The 18,655-nt window shown below is 75.7% G+C and carries 13 protein-coding genes; 12 read left to right on the top strand and 1 reads right to left on the bottom strand.

Annotated elements, in window-relative coordinates; all coding sequences use genetic code 11:
* Positions 1 to 147: 147 nt before the first annotated feature.
* Positions 148 to 819: an ACT domain-containing protein gene (locus tag QSK22_RS31480; RefSeq protein WP_285498120.1), complete on the bottom strand. Its 672-nt coding sequence runs from the start codon at positions 817 to 819 to the stop codon at positions 148 to 150.
* A 194-nt stretch (positions 820 to 1,013) separates the two neighbouring features.
* Here QSK22_RS31480 and QSK22_RS31475 point away from each other — a divergent pair, with 194 nt between their 5' ends.
* The 12 genes from QSK22_RS31475 to QSK22_RS31420 all read left to right on the top strand — a co-directional run bounded on the left by QSK22_RS31475 (position 1,014) and on the right by QSK22_RS31420 (position 18,535).
* On the top strand, positions 1,014 to 1,931 hold the full coding sequence (locus tag QSK22_RS31475) for a nucleotide exchange factor GrpE (RefSeq protein ID WP_285498119.1): 918 nt from the start codon (positions 1,014 to 1,016) through the stop codon (positions 1,929 to 1,931).
* A 7-nt stretch (positions 1,932 to 1,938) separates the two neighbouring features.
* Entirely contained in the window at positions 1,939 to 3,522 is a 1,584-nt protein-coding gene (locus QSK22_RS31470) for an Hsp70 family protein (RefSeq protein WP_285498118.1), read from the top strand.
* Positions 3,523 to 3,547: 25 nt separating this feature from the next.
* Positions 3,548 to 6,190, top strand: a complete 2,643-nt coding sequence (locus tag QSK22_RS31465; RefSeq protein ID WP_285498117.1) for a SaeA-related protein — start codon at positions 3,548 to 3,550, stop codon at positions 6,188 to 6,190.
* 30 nt (positions 6,191 to 6,220) lie between these two features.
* On the top strand, positions 6,221 to 7,504 hold the full coding sequence (locus QSK22_RS31460; RefSeq protein ID WP_285498116.1) for a GTPase: 1,284 nt from the start codon (positions 6,221 to 6,223) through the stop codon (positions 7,502 to 7,504).
* Between the two features lie 6 nt (positions 7,505 to 7,510).
* A complete protein-coding gene (locus tag QSK22_RS31455) occupies positions 7,511 to 9,811 on the top strand; it encodes a GAP1-N2 domain-containing protein (RefSeq protein WP_285498115.1) in 2,301 nt (766 codons plus the stop codon).
* Between the two features lie 3 nt (positions 9,812 to 9,814).
* Entirely contained in the window at positions 9,815 to 11,545 is a 1,731-nt protein-coding gene (locus tag QSK22_RS31450) for a TRAFAC clade GTPase domain-containing protein (protein WP_285498114.1), read from the top strand.
* Positions 11,546 to 11,658: 113 nt separating this feature from the next.
* Positions 11,659 to 12,270 carry a malonic semialdehyde reductase gene (locus QSK22_RS31445; RefSeq protein WP_285498113.1) on the top strand — a complete coding sequence of 204 codons (612 nt, stop codon included), beginning with the start codon at positions 11,659 to 11,661 and terminating at the stop codon, positions 12,268 to 12,270.
* 22 nt (positions 12,271 to 12,292) lie between these two features.
* On the top strand, positions 12,293 to 13,549 hold the full coding sequence (locus tag QSK22_RS31440) for a multidrug effflux MFS transporter (RefSeq protein ID WP_285498112.1): 1,257 nt from the start codon (positions 12,293 to 12,295) through the stop codon (positions 13,547 to 13,549).
* Positions 13,550 to 13,569: 20 nt separating this feature from the next.
* Entirely contained in the window at positions 13,570 to 14,481 is a 912-nt protein-coding gene (locus QSK22_RS31435) for an LLM class flavin-dependent oxidoreductase (RefSeq protein ID WP_285498111.1), read from the top strand.
* A 13-nt stretch (positions 14,482 to 14,494) separates the two neighbouring features.
* Positions 14,495 to 15,466 carry a phosphotriesterase family protein gene (locus tag QSK22_RS31430; protein ID WP_285498110.1) on the top strand — a complete coding sequence of 324 codons (972 nt, stop codon included), beginning with the start codon at positions 14,495 to 14,497 and terminating at the stop codon, positions 15,464 to 15,466.
* Positions 15,467 to 15,584: 118 nt separating this feature from the next.
* Positions 15,585 to 17,864 carry an FdhF/YdeP family oxidoreductase gene (locus QSK22_RS31425; RefSeq protein ID WP_285498136.1) on the top strand — a complete coding sequence of 760 codons (2,280 nt, stop codon included), beginning with the start codon at positions 15,585 to 15,587 and terminating at the stop codon, positions 17,862 to 17,864.
* A 29-nt stretch (positions 17,865 to 17,893) separates the two neighbouring features.
* A complete protein-coding gene (locus QSK22_RS31420) occupies positions 17,894 to 18,535 on the top strand; it encodes a DUF1707 SHOCT-like domain-containing protein (protein ID WP_285498109.1) in 642 nt (213 codons plus the stop codon).
* The last annotated feature ends 120 nt before the right edge of the window (positions 18,536 to 18,655 follow it).

Below are 18,655 nucleotides of genomic sequence, written 5' to 3'. Positions count from 1 at the left end.
CGGCTCCAGAACCGGACTCTAGTCCTCCATGTGACCGGCGTCACGGGTGCGGGCAGGGGAACGGCCCGGTGACGCGACCGCGCCGCCGCGTCATCGGGCCGTTCGGGAAACTTAGACGCCGCCGATATCCCGGTGGTTTCTCCCTGGTTAAGAAGTACGCACCAAATCGATGCCCTTCGTCCCGCTTTCCCGGCCGCCGCCGAGCACCGCCTCGGCCGCGCCCACCAGCTGCGCGAGCCGGAACACCTCGGTGCGGTGGAACGGCGGGGCGTCCTTGCGCGCCACCACCAGCACCCACGCGCCGTCCTCCGGCTCCCCGATCGGGCAGATCGCGTACTGGGTGCCGTCGGGGGCGGTGAACGCGCGCGGCCGCAGCGGCGCCAGGTCCGGCAGATCCGGCTCCGGCCCGGCGACAAGGCTGCAGTGCACCAGCGCGTGCCCGTCCGGCCCGCCCTCGGCCAGGCCCGCCCAGTCGGCGCTGAGCAGGCCCGGCACGGCGTCGGCCAACGTCAGCGGCCCCCGCTCGGGCGCGGCGGCCAGCTGCCCGATCAGTGCCGCGTCCGGAAAGGCGCCCTGCGGCTCCACGGTCGGCCAGATGCCGACCGGCTGCACGCCCGGCACCGATCCGAGCCCGTCGAGCAGGCGTTCGAAGCCCGCCCCCGCGGGCCACATGACGGTGAAGTCGTCCAGGGCCCGCCCGCCGTCGCGTTCCAGGACGGCCATCTGCACCACGTCGGCGCCCGCGGCCCCCAGCATCCGCGCCACTCTGCCCAGCGAGCCGGGACGGTCCGGCAACCGGACGCGAATCCGCAGCAACATGGCCCACCTCCTGTGCTCGAACAGTTCGGTTCAGGTTGCGAGAGCCGCGTTTCGGATCTGTTACCGCCGCATGTCGAAGCCGACAAACAGGTGGAGGTAGGGCAAACCTACGACGAAGCGGGTCAACGAAAAGTCCCGGGAAGGTCAACGGCGGACCTACCCTCGTCCCCGGCGGCCCGTTAGGGTTACTGCACGTGTCGAGCGCTCCGGACCGCCGAGTTGACGAGGTCTCCGCCGAGGTCTCCGATGACGTCTCAGCCGAGGCCGCCGCGCGCCCGCCCGCCGGGACCGGTGAGCCCGACGAGGCGCCCGCGGCCGCAGCGGCCGATGAGGCCGGCGCCGCCGACGGGGACGCGCTCGCCGGGATCCGCGACGCGCTGGCCGCCCTGGCCGAACGGCTCGACCGCGAGCACGAGCGGGCCGCGCACCGCGAGGCCGTGATCGACCGCCTGCACGAGGAGAACGAGCGGCTGCGCCGCGGCGAGCTGCAGGCGGCCCTCGAACCGCTGCGCGCCGCGCTGTACCGGCTGCACGACCAGGCCCGCCGCGAGGCCCGCCGCTGGTCCGAGCCCGACCCGCCCGAACCGGCGCACGCCGCCGCGCTGCTGGAGGCGGTGGCCGACGAGATCGCCGACGCGCTGGCCCGGTCGGGCGTGGAGCGCTACACCGTCCGGCCCGGCGAGCCGTTCGACGCGGCGCGGCACCGCCCGGTGGCGGTCGAACGCGTCGCCGACCCGGCACTGGCGGGCACCGTGCTGTGGGCGCGCTCGGACGGGTTCGAGCAGTCCGGACGGGTGGTGCGCAAGGCCGAGGTGTGCGTCGCCAAGTCCGCCGCGGGCCCGTCCGCCGACACCGCCGCCCCGGTCAGGGACGCCGCCGCGGCCGCCGACCCGGCCGCCGGACGCGCCGCCGGCTCGGCCGCGGGACCGGATCCGGCCTGCGCCGCCGATCCAACGAGTGGGCAAAGTCACCCACGCGAGGCCGGGAGAGGCGAGACGATGTCCTCAACGGCGTCGCCCACGGCGTCAACCGCATCGGCAACGCCGCCCTCCGCGTCCAGCGCCCGCCGCGCCACCGCGAGCGGCGTGCCCGGACCAGGTAGCGATAGGTGAAGGGGACATGGCCGTCTACGGGATCGACCTGGGAACCACCTACTCCTGCATCGCCTGCATCGACGACGTGGGGCGACCCACGGTCCTGCGCAACCTGGAGGGCACCGACACCACGCCGTCGGTGGTGTACTTCGAGAGCGGCGACAACGTGATCGTCGGCGCCACCGCCAAGGACACCGCGGTGCTCGAACCGGAGAACGTGGTCAGCCTGATCAAGCGGGACATGGGCCGCGACGTGACGCGCACCATCCACGGGTTCGACTACACCCCCGAGGAGCTGAGCGCGTTCATCCTGCTCAAGCTGGCCACCGACGCGCGCACCAGCACCGGCGAGGAGGCGCGCGACGTGGTGATCACGGTGCCCGCCTACTTCGGCGCGGCCGAGCGCGACGCCACCCGCAAGGCCGGGCGGATCGCCGGACTGAACGTCATCGACATCGTGTCCGAGCCGATCGCCGCGGCCGTCACCTACGGGGTGCTCAACCCCGACACCGACCGCACCATCCTGGTGTACGACCTGGGCGGCGGCACGTTCGACACCACCGTGATCGCGCTGCGCGGCGGGCACATCGAGGTGGTGTGCACCGACGGCGACCACGAGCTCGGCGGCGCCGACTGGGACGCCCGGCTGGTGGAGTACCTGGCCGAGCGGTTCCGCGCCGAGCACCCGGACGCCGGCGACCCGCTGGACGACCGGCAGACCGAGCAGCAGCTGCGCCGCGACGCCGAGGACGCCAAGAAGGCGCTGAGCACCCGCACCTCCCACACCGTCCGGGTGATGCACGACGGGCGGGTCGCCGCGATCGAGGTGACCCGGGAGAAGCTGGAGGAGCTGACCAAGGACCTGCTCGACCGCACCATCGAGATCACCGGGCGGACGCTGGCCACCGCCGCCGAGAAGGGCGTGCGCGACTACGACGACCTGGTGCTGGTGGGCGGCTCGACCAAGATGCCGGTCGTGGCGGCGCGGCTGGAGACCGAGCTGGGCCTGACGCCCCGGCTGCAGGACCCCGACCTGGCGGTGGCCAAGGGCGCCGCGCTGTACGCGTTCGAGGAGACCTACCGGCGGCTGGTCGCCGAGGGCGCGGCCGACCGCGCCGAGGAGATGGCCAACCGCGCGGGTCTGACCACCGAGCAGCGGCGGCAGATCGCCGGCCGGCAGATCAAGACGGTCGCCTCGCACGCGTTCGGCATCGTGGTGGTGGACCGCGAGACCGGCGCCGAGCACGTGGCGCACCTGGTGCACGCCAACGACGAGCTGCCCGCGGCCAAGACCGAGGATTTCTTCACCGTCCACGACGACCAGACCGCCGCCGACATCCGGGTGATGGAGCAGGCGGGCAGCGTGGAGTCGGCCGAGGTCGCCGACAACAACGAGATCGCCACCGGCGAGGTGCGCATCCCGCCGGGCAAGAAGGCGGGCTGGCCGGTGGAGGTGACGTTCGCGCTGGACTCCTCCGGCCTGCTCAACGTGACGGCGGTGGAGAAGGAGACGGGGGACACGCTGGAGTTGAAGATCGACGTGGGCGGCATGTCCGAGGAGGAGGTCGAAAAGTCCCGCCGCGCCCTGTCGCGGGTGCAGGTGAGCTGACGCCCGGGAGGGGGAGACGCCCTCGGTGGGCTTCGACGAGGACTACCAGCGGGAGGTGCTGGAGCCCGCCCGCGCGGCCGGCGACCAGCCGCCGGAGGACCTGCGGCTGCGCTACGCGCTGCCCGACCGGCTGGACCCGGAGGCGGTGGCGGCGCAGGTCAGGCTGGTGCGGCAGTGCTGGCGGCGGTCGCGCGGCCAGCTGAAGTACCGCCGGCTGATCGACCGGCTGGAGGCCGAGCACCGCGAGCTGGCCCCGGTGTTCGCGGCGGCCGAGCGCGGCGACCTGCGGCCGCTGACCGAGCGGCTGCGCGGCGGGCGCGAGCGCGCCCGGCGGCGCCGGTCGCAGGCGCGGGCCCGGCTGGCCGACGCGGCGGGCGCGCCGCGCATGGTGACGCCCGCCGAGCTGGAGAGCATCGCCCGCACCTGCGGGGTGCCGCGCGACGAGCTGGCCGGGCAGGCCCGCGACGACCGCATCGAGGTCCGCGAGCCCGACCCGCTGCCGGCCGCGGCGCCGTACGCGGCGTACCGCAAGGTGCGCGAGTCGCTGGACGTGCTGGGCCGCCGCCATCTTGCCGACTTCGTGTTCGGCGGGAACCTGGCCGGTCCGATGCGAGTGCTGGGCGGGTTCTCGGCGCCGGCGTCGCGGGGCGGCGCGCTGCGGCTGGACGAGGAGGCCGTGGCGGCGGTGGCGGCGCGGTGGGCGCGCCGCGGCCGCGACTCCAGCACCGTGCACGCCGACACGGTCGCGGCGGCGCTGCGGTCCGGCGCCGACCTCGACGAGCTGGTGCTGTACGACGTGGCGGACCGGCTGCGCGAGCGGCTGCGGCAGCGCGCGTCCGAGCGGGCGCTGCTGCGGTTCGCGGTCGAGGACCTGCAGGTCGATCCGGAGGACGCGCGGCGGCTGGTGTTCGCGGTGGTGCGCGAGAGCGGCCCGGGCGGCGGGCTGGCGGGCCGGCTGCGGGCGCTGCTGGACGCCGGCGAGGTGTACGCCGCCGCCCAGCTCGCGGGGGGCGCCGCCGGGTCCGGCGAGTCCGGCGCGTCCGCCGAAGACGGGCCGCAGGACGAGGCCGCGCTGCTCGCCGCCGAGGCGCGGCAGCGGCTGGAGGCGGCGGTGCGGCTGCGCGAGGAGGCCGCCGGGGAGGCCGACCCGGACCGGGCCTGGCGCCTGCTGGCCGACGCGCTGCGGCTGGTCGCCGACCTGCCGGAGGCGGCCGAGCTGCAGCGGCGGCTGGCGCCGCGGCCGGTGCCGTCGCTGCACGCCGACGTGGAGGACACGGTGGTGCGGCTGTCGTGGCCGCCGTCGCCGTCCACGGCGGGCGAGGTGACGTACCGGGTGGTGCGGCGCCGCGACCGTCCGCCGCTGAACGCCTCCGACGGCGAGGTCGTGGCGGGCGCGTGCGACGAGCGGCCGCCGGTGAACGTGCCGCTGTACTACGGGGTGGTCGCGCTGCGGGGCGAGGCCGCCGCCGAACCCGCCGTGGCGGGGCCGGTGTTCGTGCGTCCGGAGCTGTCGGAGGTGGAGCTGCTGCCCGCCGACGGCGCGGTGACGGGCCGCTGGCGGTGCCCGGCCGAGGCCGCGCGGGTGCTGGTGATGCGCGGCGGGCGCCTGGTGCCGGCGGGCCGCGACGGGTTCCGCGAGCGGGTGCCCAACGGCAAGACGTACCACTACCGGCTGTGCGCGGTGTACCTGGACGCGCACGGCCGCGAGGTCGTCACGCCGGGGGTGCGGGTGTCGGTGACGCCGAGCGCGCCGCCCGAACCGGTGTACGAGATGGACGTCGAGGCCGATCCGGACGACCCCGGGATCCTGCAGGTGCGGTTCACACCGCCGCGGTTCGGGACGGTCGAGCTGCTGCTGCTGGACGGGCCGCCGCCGTGGCCGCGCAGCGCGCTGCTGCCCGCGGAGGAGGTGCGGCGGGCGGGGCGCCGCCTGTCGGCGGTGCCGGCGCCGGGCGGCGGGCTGACCGTGCGGCCGGGGGTGAGCGGCTGGCTGCTGGCGGCGACCGTCGCGGAGGGCAGGGCCGCGGTCGGCGCGCACCACCGGCACGTCAACCTTCCGCCGCCGCGCCGCCTGGTGGCCGAGCGGCGCGGCACGCGCGTGCACGTGGGGTTCGACTGGCCGCCGGACGTGCCGGAGGTGCGGGTGACGCGCCGGGTCGGCCCGGAGGAGATCGCGGCGGGCCGCAGCGACCCGGACGCGGGTGTGCACGAGATCGTCACGCGGGCCGCCTACGACGCGCAGGGCGGGCTGCGCGTGCCGGCGCCGGAGGACCAGCCGGTGGAGGTGGCGGTGGCGTCCTCCTGCGCGGTCGGCGACTCCCGCGTCACGGGGCCCGCGGTGAGCGTGCAGGTGCGGGCCCGCACGGTGGTGCGGTACCAGGTGGAGCGGACGGGCCCGCCGTGGCGGCGCGCGCTGACCGTGCGGCTGTCGGCGCCGCAGCCGATGCGGATCGGGCGGCTGACGCTCGTGCTGCGCGCCGGGCGGGTGATGCCGCATCGGCGCGACGACGGGGAGCCGATCGGCGCGTGGACCGAGGTGTCGGTGCCGGGCGAGGTGTCGGTGCCGGCGCCGTCGGCGCCCGGGCCCTACTGGGTGCGGTGCTTCACCGATGATGATGTCATCGAGTTGGCCGACCCCCCGGTCCGCCAGCTCCACGTCCACCGTTAGCCCCGCCGACCGTACCGCCAGGAGGAGGCCGTGTCGCTGACGTCGCGGGTCCCGATTCCGGGTGCGCGCGCCCGGCAGGGCCTGACGTGCCCGTACTGCTTCGCCGTCGTGCCGTTGCAGGACGTGCGGTTCCGCTGCCGCGGGCGTGCGGGGCGGCGGCCCGGGTGCGATCCGGTCCTGGACGAGACGCTCGCCGAGTACCTGGGGTCCACGGCGGGTGCGTCGCTGCCGCCGGTGTTCTCCGCGGCGGGGCGGCGTACGCGCGCCACGTGCCCGGGCTGCGGGCAGGAGACGGGCAACCGCGTCTGCCCCGAGTGCCACAACCCGTTGCCGTCGGCGTACTGCGACTCCCCCGGGCGCATCGTCGCGCTGGTCGGCGCCAAGAACGCGGGGAAGAGCACCTACATCGCGGTGCTGCTGCACGAGCTGATGAACCGGGTGGGCACCGAGCTGGACGCGTCCCTGGTGGCCTGCGACGACCGCACCATCGACCGGTACAAGCGCGACTTCGCCCGGCCGCTGCTGGAGGAGCGGCGGCTGCTGCCCACCACCGCCAGCGCGGCCACCAGTGCGCGCGAGCCGCTGGTGTACCTGCTGACGCGCACCCGCACGCGCCGGGGCCGCGGCCCGCGGCTGGGCGGCGGGCGGCTGCGCGGGGGGCGGCGCACCGAGTCGCTTGCGCTGGTGCTGTTCGACACCGCGGGCGAGGACCTGCGCAGCCGCCACGTCACCGACCTGCACCTGCGGTACCTGGAGGCGGCCGACGCCATCATCTTCCTGGTGGACCCGCTGGAGCTGCCCGGGGCGCGGGCCTCGGTGACCGCGGTGCCGCCGGGGGCGGGCGCCGGCGACGACCCCGACAGCGAACCGATCAACATCATCGCGCGGGTGACCGACGCGCTGCGGGCGCGGCACGGCATCCCGCCCGGGCGGCGGCTGCCGATCCCGGTGGCGGTGGCGCTCACCAAGATCGACGCGTTGCGGCCGGGGCTGCTGCGGCAGTCGGCGCTGCACCGCACCCGCAGCGGCGAGGGCGCGCTCGACCTGGACGACCGGGAGGCCGTGGACGCCCAGGTCCGCGCGCTGCTGCACGAGTGGCACGCCGGGCAGCTGGACGTGTACCTGGACCAGCAGTACTCCGACTACGCGCTGTTCGGGGTGTCGGCGCTGGGCGGCATGCCGGAGGACGGCAGGGTCGGTCCCGGCGGCGTGCGGCCGTACCGGGCGGAGGATCCGCTGCTGTGGCTGCTGTACCGGTTCGGCATGCTCGACGGCGTGCGGCCGCAGCCGGCCGGCCTGGATTCGGGGGGATGAGGGCGCATGGCCTGGCAGATGCACTACACGTCGGCGCGCAGCGGCCCGACCGGCCGGTCGGGGTTCCAGTTCGTGGCCGAGACGCCGGGCGTCCCGGAGGGGGTGCGCGCGCAGGTGGCGCCGTTCCTGTCCTACCGGCCGCCGCCGGACGCGCCGCTGTCGCCCGACGACGGGGAGCTGGCGCGGTTCCCCGTGGCGTTCCTGTACGACCGGGTGGGCGGGCGGCCGCTGCTGCTGCGCTGCCGTTACCTGGGGCGCGACTACTCGGGCCGCTTCGGCAACTTCTTCGCGCACGCGGTGGTGGCCGACCCCGAGGAGATGGAGGGGGTGCGGGCGGCCGAACTGTGGCAGGCGCCGCTGTGGGCGGACGCGCCCTCGGAGGCGCACGAGCTGGCGGCCCTGGAGGAGCTGACGCCCGGCCCCGCGATGTCCCCCGAGGCGCTGGCGGAGTGGCTGGCGGGCGCGCCGGGCGACCCGTACGCACTGCTGACCCGCCTGGTGGACGCGGTGACGGCCGTGCTCGCGCAGGGGCACGGGCGGGTGGTGCTGGTCGCCTCCGACGTCGAGCTGACGGCGCGGTGGATCGCGGTGCTGTCGTACTCGCTTCCCATGGCGGCGGCCGCGCGCATGTCGTTCGTGACCTACAGCGCCGATCCGGACGGCGCAGCCCAGCGTCTCGTGGGCACGACCCCGGACGTGTGGGCGGCCGCCCAGCACCAGGGCGCGCCGCAGTGGTTCCCCGTGGAGCAGTCCCTCGCGCAGCCCGCCGGCCTGCCCGCGGCGGAGGCCCCGCCGGGCGGCGGGGAGAGCCGGTTCGCGCGCACGGTGGCGCGCTGCTGGCGCGAGTTCGACTTCGCGGGTCTGGACGCCCTCGGCGAGCTGGCGCTGCTCGGCTCGTCCCCGCCCCTGGGCTCCGCGGCGCCCGCTTCGTCCCCGGCCCTGGATCCGGGCGGTCTGGAGCGGGCCGCGGGGCTGCTGGCGCTGTGCCGGGGCGACTCGGCCGCGGCGCCCGCCGACGAGAAGGCCGCGGCGGCGCTGCTGGCGCGGCACGGCGCCGAGGTCCCCGAATGGGTGTGGCGCGAGCTGGCGGACGGGGTGTCCGCGATGGGGTTCGAGTTGGCCCTGACCGTCCACGACCGGGCGCGTGCGGCGGGCGCCGCCGACACGGCCGCGCGGTGCGTGCGGCGCGCCCTGGCCTGCGCACCCGATCTGACCGAGGTGGCGCGGACGGCGGCCGTCGCGGCCCGCGCGGGGACGCGGCTCGACCCGGCCGAGCTGGGCGCGGCGGCGGCGGACCGGGCGCGGGGCGGCGCGGCCGACGTCCCGGCGGCGCTCGGGGCGTGCCCGCCGCACGCGCTGGAGCCGCTGCTGTCGGGCATGCTGCGGGGCCTGGCCGCGGCCGGCGACACCGCCCGGGCGAAGGTGCTCACGGACGCGGCGTGCGACGCGCTGTACGAGCACGCCGCCGTGCTCCAGAGCGCGCCGTCGCAGGTCGTCGCGCTGGTGCTGGCGTCGATCGGGCGCCGCCACCGCGACCGCCGCGTCGCCGTCACCGGCCGGCTCGTCCGGCTGGGCCCGGCCGACGCGGCACTGCGGGAGATCTGGGAGGCGCCGCCGACGCCCGCGGAGTGCCTGGAGCTGATCGACGCCCACCCCGAGGCGGTCGCCGCGTACGCGCCGCTGGCCGTCCTGCCGTGCCGCGTGTTCGCGCGGGCCGCCGCCCGCGACGCGGCCGCCGGGAGCGAGGAGTTGACCGCGACGGCGACGCTGCGGCTGGCGGCGGCGGTGCGGGCGGCGTTCCCCGACGGCCGCGCCGCGCACGACGCCGCGCTGGTGCAGGCGTACGCCGAGGCCGTGTCGTCGCCCCGGCCGCGCGTCGTCGCGCAGGCCCTCGGCACGCTGCTGGCCGGGCCCGGCGGCTCGCGCCTGGCCGAGGACGCGTTCACCGCGGCGGCGCGCAGGCTGGCCGGCCACCGGCCCCGGTTCCGTGCCGCGCTGCTCGCCGCGGCGGACGTCCCGGTGCGGGCGCGGCTGGGCGAGCGCTGGACGGCCGACCTGCCCGACCGGTCCCGCACGGGGCGGTCGCCGCTGCGCGCCGCCGAGATCGCCCAGCGCAACGAGCTGGTCGAGGTGGTGCTGCGGCTGCGGCGGCGCGGGGTGCCCGAACCGGGGCTGGAGGCGTGGGCGCGGGCGGCGGCCGCCAAGTGGATCTCCGGCCGCCAGCTGGAGGCGTACCTGGCGGCCGAGCCGGAGCTGCGCGCCGTGCTGCGCGACCTGCTCGACGAGGGACGCGCGGGAGGCGGGTGACCCGTGCATCCGGTCGTCATCCTGCTGCTGCTGGCCGCGTGGGCCGGGGCGATGTGGCTGGGCTTCGTCATCGTGTTCCCCGTCCTGTTCCCGGTCTCGCTGGTCGTCGCCGGGGGCGCCGCGCTCGGCCTGTACTACCTGCACGCGTGCCAGGCCCTGGCGACCTCCAGCGTCGCCGGCCCGTCCCCGGTGACCGAACCGGAGGTGGCCTACCGGCACTACCTGCTGGTGCAGGTGTGGCGCGACTGGTGGGCCATAGCCCGCACGGTCGTCCCCCGCATCTGGGTGATGGCCCGCAACGTCGTCGTGTGGCTCACCCGGATGCTCTTGGGCGGCCCCTGGGGGTACTTCACCTTCCCCGTGTGGCTGGCTTTGTGCGCGGGCATCGCGGCCGCCGCGGTGCCCGCCGCCGCCCTGGGCGTCGTCTTCTCCGTGCTGTACGCGGTGGTGGCCGCCGTGGGCCTGACGGGGTGGCTGGCGTGCGTGCTGGTGCTGGCGGCGGTGGAACGCGGGTTCATGGTGTACGGGCGCATCCTGCAGACCTGCCCGCACCCGTCCTGCTACGAGAAGATCGCGCTGCCGGTGTACGAGTGCCCCGGCTGCGGGGTGCGGCATCCCCGGCTGGCCCCGGGGCGCGCGGGCGCGTTCCGGCACGTGTGCCGGTGCGGGGCGCGGCTGCCGACGACGGTGCCGCTGGGCCGGTTCCGCCTGGCCGCGTACTGCCCCCACTGCGGGGGGCGGCTGCCCGAGCGGATCGGACGCGTCCGCGTGGAGCCCCTGCCGTTCGTGGGCGGCCCCGCGGCGGGCAAGACCACGTTCATGTTCCTGGGCATCCGGGCCCTGCACGCACGGGCGCGCGCGGTGGGCGGGCGGCTAGCGTTCGTGGAGCGGCGCCACGCCGAGGCCTACGCGGCCGCCATCCGGGAGTTCGGACGCGGCGGCCGCCCCGCCAAGACCGGCCCCGAACTGCCCCTGGCGACCATGGTGGACGTCGACCTGCCCGGCGGAGCGCGCCGCATCCTGTACCTGTTCGACCCGGCGGGCGAGCACTACACCGGCGCCACCGAGGTGGAGTCGCTGCGCTACCTGGACCACGGAGAGGCGCTGCTGTTCGTGGTCGACCCGTTCGCGCTGCCGCTGGTGCGCCGGTCGCTGACCGCCGCGGAGCGGCGGCTGGTGGACGCCTCCGCCGCCTCGTCGGAGGAGGACCCCGCCGACACCTTGCAGCGGGTGCTGAACGAGCTGCGGTCGCGTCCCGACCGGGGCCGGCAGAAGCGCGTCGCCGTTGTCGTCACCAAGACCGACCTGCTCGAGCGCACCGGGATCGGGCAGGGCGCCGGCGGCCCGGAGGAGGGGGTGCGGCGCTGGCTGGAGGGCGTGGGCCTGGGCAACATCGTCCGCGCGCTCGACCAGGTGGCCGGGGAGGTCCGCTACTTCGGCTCGGGCCTGGACACCCCGCCCGCCGAGGTGGCCGACCTGCTGAGCTGGGTGGCGGGGCTGCCGGCCGGAGCGCAGGCGCCGCAGGCTGACGCCGCCGACACCGCCCAGGAGGTGCCGGGCACGGCCCCGCTGCGCGCGCCCTGGCCGGTGCGGGGCCGCGACAGCGCCCGCGTCCCCGTCGGCTACCAGGTGGGCCGGTGGGCGCTGCTGACGGGCCTGTCGGTGCTGACCGTCGCCACCCTCGCCGGGGCGGTCGTGGCGGCGGCCCTGCGCCTGCCCCACCTGCCCTACTGACCCCGCCCGGCCGGCGGTGTGACCAACCCCACTGTCTGACTCGGCAGATAATCCCTCGCCATCCCGTTAGGGGTCAGCAGGAAACGCCGTCGGAAGCCACCAGAAGGGGACCCATGACCGCCATCGTGTCCGGCAACGCCCTCGCCCTCGACGAGGCGGCGCAGGACCTGCTGTTCCGCGAGGCCCGCACCGCCAACGCCTTCACCGACGAGCCGGTGTCCGAGGAGCAGATCCGCGCGATCTACGAGCTGGTCAAGTGGGGCCCCACCGCCATGAACGGGCAGCCGATGCGGCTGCTGCTGGTCCGCTCCTCCGAGGCCAAGGCGCGGCTGCTGCCGCACATGGCCGAGGGCAACCGGGCCAAGACCGCCTCCGCGCCGCTCACCGCGATCGTCACCGCGGACGGCGACTTCCACGAGCACCTGCCGACCGTCTTCCCGCACCGGCCGGGCATCCGCGACTCCATGGCCGCCAACCCCGGCCGCCCGAACGTGGCCCGGTTCAACGCCGCCATCCAGCTCGGCTACCTGATCGTCGGCATCCGCGCGGCCGGTCTGGCCGCCGGGCCCATGACCGGGTTCGACGCCGAGGGCATCGAGCGCGAGTTCCTGGCCGGCACCGGGCAGCAGGCGATCGCCGTGGTCAACATCGGCCGGCCGGCGCCCGACGCCTTCTTCCCCCGCAACCCGCGCCTGGCGTTCGACCAGGTCGTCTCCACCCTGTGAACCGGTAGCCCGGCGAAGCCCCATGGCACGAGCGCAATCACGTCCGCCCACCGAGGCGGGAGGCAGCGGCACCGGGCGCCGGCGCGAGCCGACCGCCGGACGGCTCCGGACGATCGTCATCCTCGGCGGGCTCACCGCCGTCGCGCCGCTGTCGCTCGACATGTACCTGCCAGCGCTGCCGCAGCTGGCCGACGACCTGTCGACCAGCGCGTCCACGGCGCAGCTCACCCTCACCGCCTGCGTGTTCGGGCTCGCCCTCGGCCAGGCCGTCGCGGGCCCGCTCAGCGACGCGTGGGGGCGCCGCCGCCCCCTGATGATCGGGCTGGCCGCGTACGCGGTGGCGTCCCTGCTGTGCGTGGCCGCGCCGAACGTGCAGACGCTGATCGCGCTGCGGCTGGTGCAGGGCATGACGGGCTCGGCGGGCATCGTCATCGCCCGCGCGGTCGTGCGGGACCGCTACGACGGGGCCGCCGCGGCGCGGTACTTCTCGGCGTTGATGCTCGTCAACGGGCTGGCGCCGATCCTGGCGCCGGTGCTGGGCGGGCAGCTGCTGCGGGTGACGCCCTGGCCGGGCGTGTTCGCCGTGCTGGCGGGCATCGGCGTCGCGCTGCTGCTGGCGGCGCTGGCGTGGCTGGAGGAGTCGCTGCCGCCGGAGCGCCGCGCGACCAGCGGGCTGGGCGCCACGCTGCGCACGTTCCGGTCGCTGCTGGCCGACCGGACGTTCGCCGGGTACGCGGCGGCCCTGGCGCTGTCGTTCGCGGGGCTGTTCGCCTACATCTCCGGGGCGCCGTTCGTGCTGCAGGACATCTTCGGCCTGTCGCCGCAGGCGTTCAGCGTGGTGTTCGGCGTCAACGCGCTGGGCATCGTGGCGGCCGGGCAGGTCGGCGGGCGGCTGGCGGGGCGGGTTGCGCTGCGGCGCCTGCTCGGCGTCGGCCTGGCGGTCGAGACGGTCGGCGCCGCGGCCCTGGTGTCGGCGGTGCTCGCCGGGGCGGGCCTGGCGGCCGTGCTGCCCGCGCTGTTCCTGGTGGTCGCGGCGCAGGGCCTGGTCATGCCGAACTCCACGGCGCTGGCGCTGTCGGGCCGTCCGCCCCGGGTGGCGGGCAGCGCGTCGGCGCTGGTCGGCGTCGGGCAGTTCGCGATCGGCGGGGCCGTCGCGCCGCTGACCGGGATCGCGGGGCCGGACACCGCCGTGCCGATGGCGGTGACGATCGCGGTCGTCGCGGTGGGCGCCGTGGCCGCCGCCGTCGCCGCCCGGCCGAGGATTGCCTCGCCCGGCTGACCGGCCGTACGGTCGGTAGGGTGATCATCCGCATCGGCTTCGCGCCTCCGCTCGGCTCGGCCCTGGCACCCGACGCCCTGGCCGCGCTGGCGTGCGGCCTGGAACGGGAGGGCTTCGACTCGCTGTGGGTCAGCGAGCGCGCCACCGGCCCGTCCGGGGATCCGCTGGTCAGCCTGGCCTACGCCGCCGCGCTCACCACCCGGCTCAAGCTCGGCACCGCCGTGCTGGCGCTGCCCGGGCGGCCGCCCGCGCTGCTGGCCAAGGAGCTGGCCACCCTCGACCGGCTGTCGGGCGGGCGGCTGCTGCCCGCCGTGGGCCTGGGCATCCGCCACCCGGGCGAGCAGCAGGCGTTCGGCGTGCGCCGCGAGGAGCGCGCCGCGCTCCTGGAGGAGGTGCTGCCGCTGCTGCGCCGCTTCTGGGCCGAGGACGAGGTCACCCACGACGGCCCCCGCTACCGCTACGAGCGGCTGCGGATCCTGCCCAAGCCCGCCGCGGGCGGCTTCGACGTGTGGATGGGCGGCGCGGCCGACGCCGAGCTGCGCCGCGCCGGGCGCCTGGCGGACGGCTGGCTGGCCTCGTTCGTCACGCCTCCCGACGCCGAACGCGGCCGCAAGACCGTGCAGCGGGCCGCGGCGGAGGCGGGCCGCCAGATCGAGGAGGAGCACTTCGGCGCGGTCGTCCCGTACCGGCGCGGCCCGCTGACGCCTGCGGCCGAGGAGCGGTTCGCCCGGGTGCGCGCCATCCGCGGCCCGGCCCCGCTCGGCTCGGTCATCCCCACGCTGGAGCAGACCGAGGCCCATCTCGGGCGGCTGGTCGGCGCCGGCCTGTCGAAGTTCGTCCTGGTCCCGCTGGACGCGCCGGCCGACTGGGACGCCGAGCTCGCCGACGTCCGCGACGCCGTCCTGCACCTACAGGACCGACCGGGTATGTGAGCAGGAGGAGTTCATGCCGGCAGTCGAGACAGTGCGCGGACCGGTGGACGTCGCCGACCTCGGCCGGACGCTGATGCACGAGCACGTGTTCGTGGTGTCCGCCGAGTACGCGGCCAACGGGGCCTGGTGGGACGAGGAGGAGCGCGTCGCCGACGCGGTGGCCCGGCTGCGCGAGCTGCGCGACCTGGGCGTCACCACGATCGCCGACCCCACCGTGTGGGGCCTGGGCCGCTACGTGCCGCGCATCCAGCGGATCGCCGAGCAGGTGCCGGGCCTGAACATCATCGTCGCCACGGGCCTGTACACCTACAACGACGTGCCGTTCCCGTACCTGCACCGCGGCCCGGGCGCGCTGCTGGACATGCCCGACCCGATGGTCGGCGACTTCGTGCGCGACCTGACCGAGGGCATCGGCGACACCGGCGTCAAGGCCGCGTTCCTCAAGTGCGCGGTGGACGCCCCCGGCCTCACCCCGGGCGTGGAGCGCGTGCTGCGGGCCGTGGCCGCCGCGCACCGCGAGACCGGCGCCCCGATCACCGTCCACACCCACAGCCCGAGCGAGGCGGGCCGCCCCGTGCTGGACCTGCTCCGCGCGGAGGGGGTGGACCTGACCAGGGTCGTCGTCGGGCACGCCGGGGACAGCAACGACCTGGACTACCTGGCCGCCCTGGCCGACACCGGAGCCATCTTGGGCATGGACCGCTTCGGGCTGGACGTCCTCAACCCCACCCCCGACCGGGTCGCCACGATCGCCGCGCTGTGCGAGCGCGGCTACGCCGACCGCATGGTGCTCAGCCACGACGCAAGCTGCTTCATCGACTGGTTCGGCCCCGATCCGGAGAACGTGCGCAAGCTGGCGCCCAACTGGCACTACCGGCACATCAGCGACGACGTCCTGCCCGCGCTGCGCGCGGCCGGGGTCACCGACGCCCAGATCGACCAGATGCTCGTCGGCAACCCGCGCCGCTACTTCTCCGCCCGCTGACCGCTCCCCCGGGCGGCGGCGCCGGCCAGGCCGGCGTCCCGCCCGGGGGCGTCTGGCCATACGGGTGCCGGACCTGCGACATTAGAAGGGACGTCGGCTGAACTGGGAGGGCGTGACGATGCCGCGTAAGGCGCCGGTGGACGACTTCGACGACTCGGGCCTGGAGGTCTCCAAGCCGAAGACGTGGGCGGCGGGCGTGCCCGGCGTGGCCACCGCGCTGCGCCATTCCTGGGAGCAGATGGGCGCGCGGCGCTCCGCACTGACCCTGCTGCGCGTCAACCAGAAGCAGGGGTTCGACTGCCCGGGCTGCGCCTGGCCCGAGGGCGAGCACCGGCACGTGGCCGAGTTCTGCGAGAACGGCGCCAAGGCCGTCGCCGAGGAGGCCACCGCCCGACGCGTCACCCGCGAGTTCTTCGCCCGGCACACCGTGGCCGAACTGGCCGAGCGCAGCGACCACTGGCTGGGGCAGCAGGGCCGCCTCACCGAGCCGATGCTGCGCCGCGCGGGCTGCGACCACTACGAGCCGGTGTCGTGGGAGGAGGCGTTCGCCCTGCTCGCCCGGGAGCTGAACGCGCTGTCCTCGCCCGACGAGGCCGTCTTCTACACCTCCGGCCGCACCAGCAACGAGGCCGCGTTCGCCTACCAGCTGTTCGCCCGCGCGTTCGGCACCAACAACCTGCCCGACTGCAGCAACATGTGCCACGAGTCGTCCGGGTCCGCGCTGACCGAGACGATCGGCGTCGGCAAGGGCTCGGTGCTCCTGGAGGACCTGTACCGGGCCGATCTGATCTTCGTGGTGGGGCAGAACCCCGGCACCAACCACCCGCGCATGCTGTCGGCGCTGGAGAAGGCCAAGAAGGCGGGCGCGCGGATCGTGGCGGTCAACCCGCTGCCGGAGGCGGGGCTGATGCGGTTCCGCAACCCGCAGCGGCCGTCCGGCGTCGCCGGGCGCGGCACGGCGCTGGCCGACCGGTTCCTGCAGATCCGGCTGAACGGCGACCTGGCCCTGTTCCAGGCGCTCAACCGCATGCTGCTGGAGTCGGACGCGCCGAACGCGCTCGACCGCGAGTTCATCGCCGCGCACACCACCGGGTTCGACGAGTTCGCCGCGCACGTCAAGGCGCTGGACTGGGACGACGTGCTGGAGGCCACCGGCCTGACCCGCGCCGAGATCACCGCGGTGCTCGGCGACGTGCTGACCGCCGACCGCATCGTGGTGTGCTGGGCGATGGGCCTCACCCAGCACCGCAACTCCGTGCCCACCATCCGCGAGATCGTCAACTTCCTGCTGCTGCGCGGCAACATCGGCAAGCCGGGCGCGGGCGTGTGCCCGGTGCGGGGCCACTCCAACGTGCAGGGCGACCGGACGATGGGCATCTACGAAAAGCCCAAGCCCGAGTTCCTGGACGCGCTGGCCGCGGAGTTCTCCTTCGAGCCGCCGCGCCGGCACGGCCTGGACACCGTCAACGCCATCCGCGCCATGCGCGACGGCAAGGTCAAGGTGTTCTTCGGCATGGGCGGCAACTTCGTCCGCGCCACCCCCGACTCGGCGGTGACCGAGGCGGCGATGCGCAACTGCCGGCTCACCGCGCACGTGTCCACCAAGCTGAACCGCTCGCACGCCGTCACCGGGGAGCAGGCGCTGATCCTGCCGACGCTGGGCCGCACCGAACGGGACGTGCAGGCGTCCGGGCCGCAGCTGGTGTCCGTGGAGGACTCCATGGGCATGGTGCACGCCTCCCAGGGGCGCCTGGCGCCCGCCTCGCCGCACCTGCTGTCGGAGGTGTCGATCGTGTGCCGCCTGGCCCGCGCCGTGCTCGGCGAGGAGACCGGCATCGACTGGGCGGCGATGGAACGCGACTACGACGTGATCCGCGACCACGTGTCGCGGGTGGTGCCGGGCTTCGAGGACTACAACGCCCGGATCCGCAGGCCCGGCGGGTTCACGCTGCCGCACCCGCCGCGCGACGGCCGCCGCTTCCCCACGCCGTCCGGCCGCGCCGCGCTCACCGTGAACGAGCTGGAGGTGCTGCGCGTCCCCGAGGGGCGGCTGCTGCTGCAGACCGTCCGCAGCCACGACCAGTACAACACCACCGTCTACGGGCTGGACGACCGCTACCGCGGCATACGGGCCGGGCGCCGCGTCGTGTTCGTCAACCCCGCCGACCTGGACGCGCTCGGCCTGGCCGACGGCGACACCGTCGACCTGGTGTCGGAGTGGAGCGACGGGGTGGAGCGGCGCGCGCCCGCGTTCCGCATCGTGGCGTACCCGACGGCGCGCGGCTGCGCGGCCGCCTACTTCCCCGAGACGAACGTGCTGGTCCCGCTCGACAGCACCGCCGAGGTGAGCAACACGCCCACGTCCAAGTCGATCGTCGTCCGCCTGGAGCGCCGGTAGGGCGGCGCCGCCGGGGTTAAGCTCGGCACATGACCGACCTCCCCGAGCGGCGCGACCCCCCGCCCGCGCCGGAGCTGCGCGCCTCCGACGCCGACCGCGACCGCGTCGCCGCAGTACTGCGCGAGGCGGCCGGCGACGGCCGGATCAGCATGGACGAGCTGGAGGAACGCCTGGAGGCGGTGTACTCGGCCAAGACCTACGCCGAGCTGGAGCCGCTGACCCGCGACCTGCCGGCCGCCCGCGGTGCGGCGCCGCCGGTCCCGGGCACCGACGCGTGGCTCGCCACCGGCGAGGAGCCCACCTGGCGCACCGGGATCGGGGTGCTGAGCGGGTTCAACCGGGTGGGCGTGTGGGCCGTGCCGCGGAAGTTCACCGCCTTCGCCTTCTGGGGCGGCGGCAAGATCGATCTGCGGGACGCGCGGTACACCTCGGGCGAGGTCCGCATCCGCGCCATCGCCGTGATGGGCGGCGTCGAGATCATCGCCCCGGACGACGTCACGGTGCACGTCAAGGGGCTGGGCGTCATGGGCGGCTTCGACGGGCGGGCCAGCGGCCCGGGCGCCCCCGGCGCGCCCCGGGTGGTCATCAGAGGGTTCTCGTTCTGGGGCGGGGTGAACGTCAAGCGCAGGGCCCGCGACCGCAAGCGCGGCGACCGCGAGGACGGCGACTAGCTGTACTGACCATGGACGTTGGTGACGGCGACACAGCTGGATGATCTTGAAATGGGGAGGACCTCCTGGCGTGGTGTGAGTCGACGAAACTTCGCACCACCCGCCGGGAGGTCCTCGTGC

The sequence above is a fragment of the Actinomadura sp. NBRC 104425 genome (assembly GCF_030269545.1).
Taxonomy (GTDB): domain Bacteria; phylum Actinomycetota; class Actinomycetes; order Streptosporangiales; family Streptosporangiaceae; genus Spirillospora; species Spirillospora keratinilytica.
Note: the sequence above shows the minus strand (reverse complement) of the source record. Positions and strands in the feature narration are given on the sequence as shown.

Bases quoted from the DNA above. Each gene is read 5' to 3' on its own strand.
- QSK22_RS31440 (WP_285498112.1), top strand. From the start codon at position 12,293: ATGGCACGAGCGCAATCACGTCCGCCCACCGAGGCGGGAGGCAGCGGC.
- QSK22_RS31425 (WP_285498136.1), top strand. From the start codon at position 15,585: ATGCCGCGTAAGGCGCCGGTGGACGACTTCGACGACTCGGGCCTGGAG.
- QSK22_RS31445 (WP_285498113.1), top strand. From the start codon at position 11,659: ATGACCGCCATCGTGTCCGGCAACGCCCTCGCCCTCGACGAGGCGGCG.
- QSK22_RS31430 (WP_285498110.1), top strand. From the start codon at position 14,495: ATGCCGGCAGTCGAGACAGTGCGCGGACCGGTGGACGTCGCCGACCTC.
- QSK22_RS31455 (WP_285498115.1), top strand. From the start codon at position 7,511: ATGGCCTGGCAGATGCACTACACGTCGGCGCGCAGCGGCCCGACCGGC.
- QSK22_RS31470 (WP_285498118.1), top strand. From the start codon at position 1,939: ATGGCCGTCTACGGGATCGACCTGGGAACCACCTACTCCTGCATCGCC.
- QSK22_RS31420 (WP_285498109.1), top strand. From the start codon at position 17,894: ATGACCGACCTCCCCGAGCGGCGCGACCCCCCGCCCGCGCCGGAGCTG.
- QSK22_RS31480 (WP_285498120.1), bottom strand. From the start codon at position 819: ATGTTGCTGCGGATTCGCGTCCGGTTGCCGGACCGTCCCGGCTCGCTG.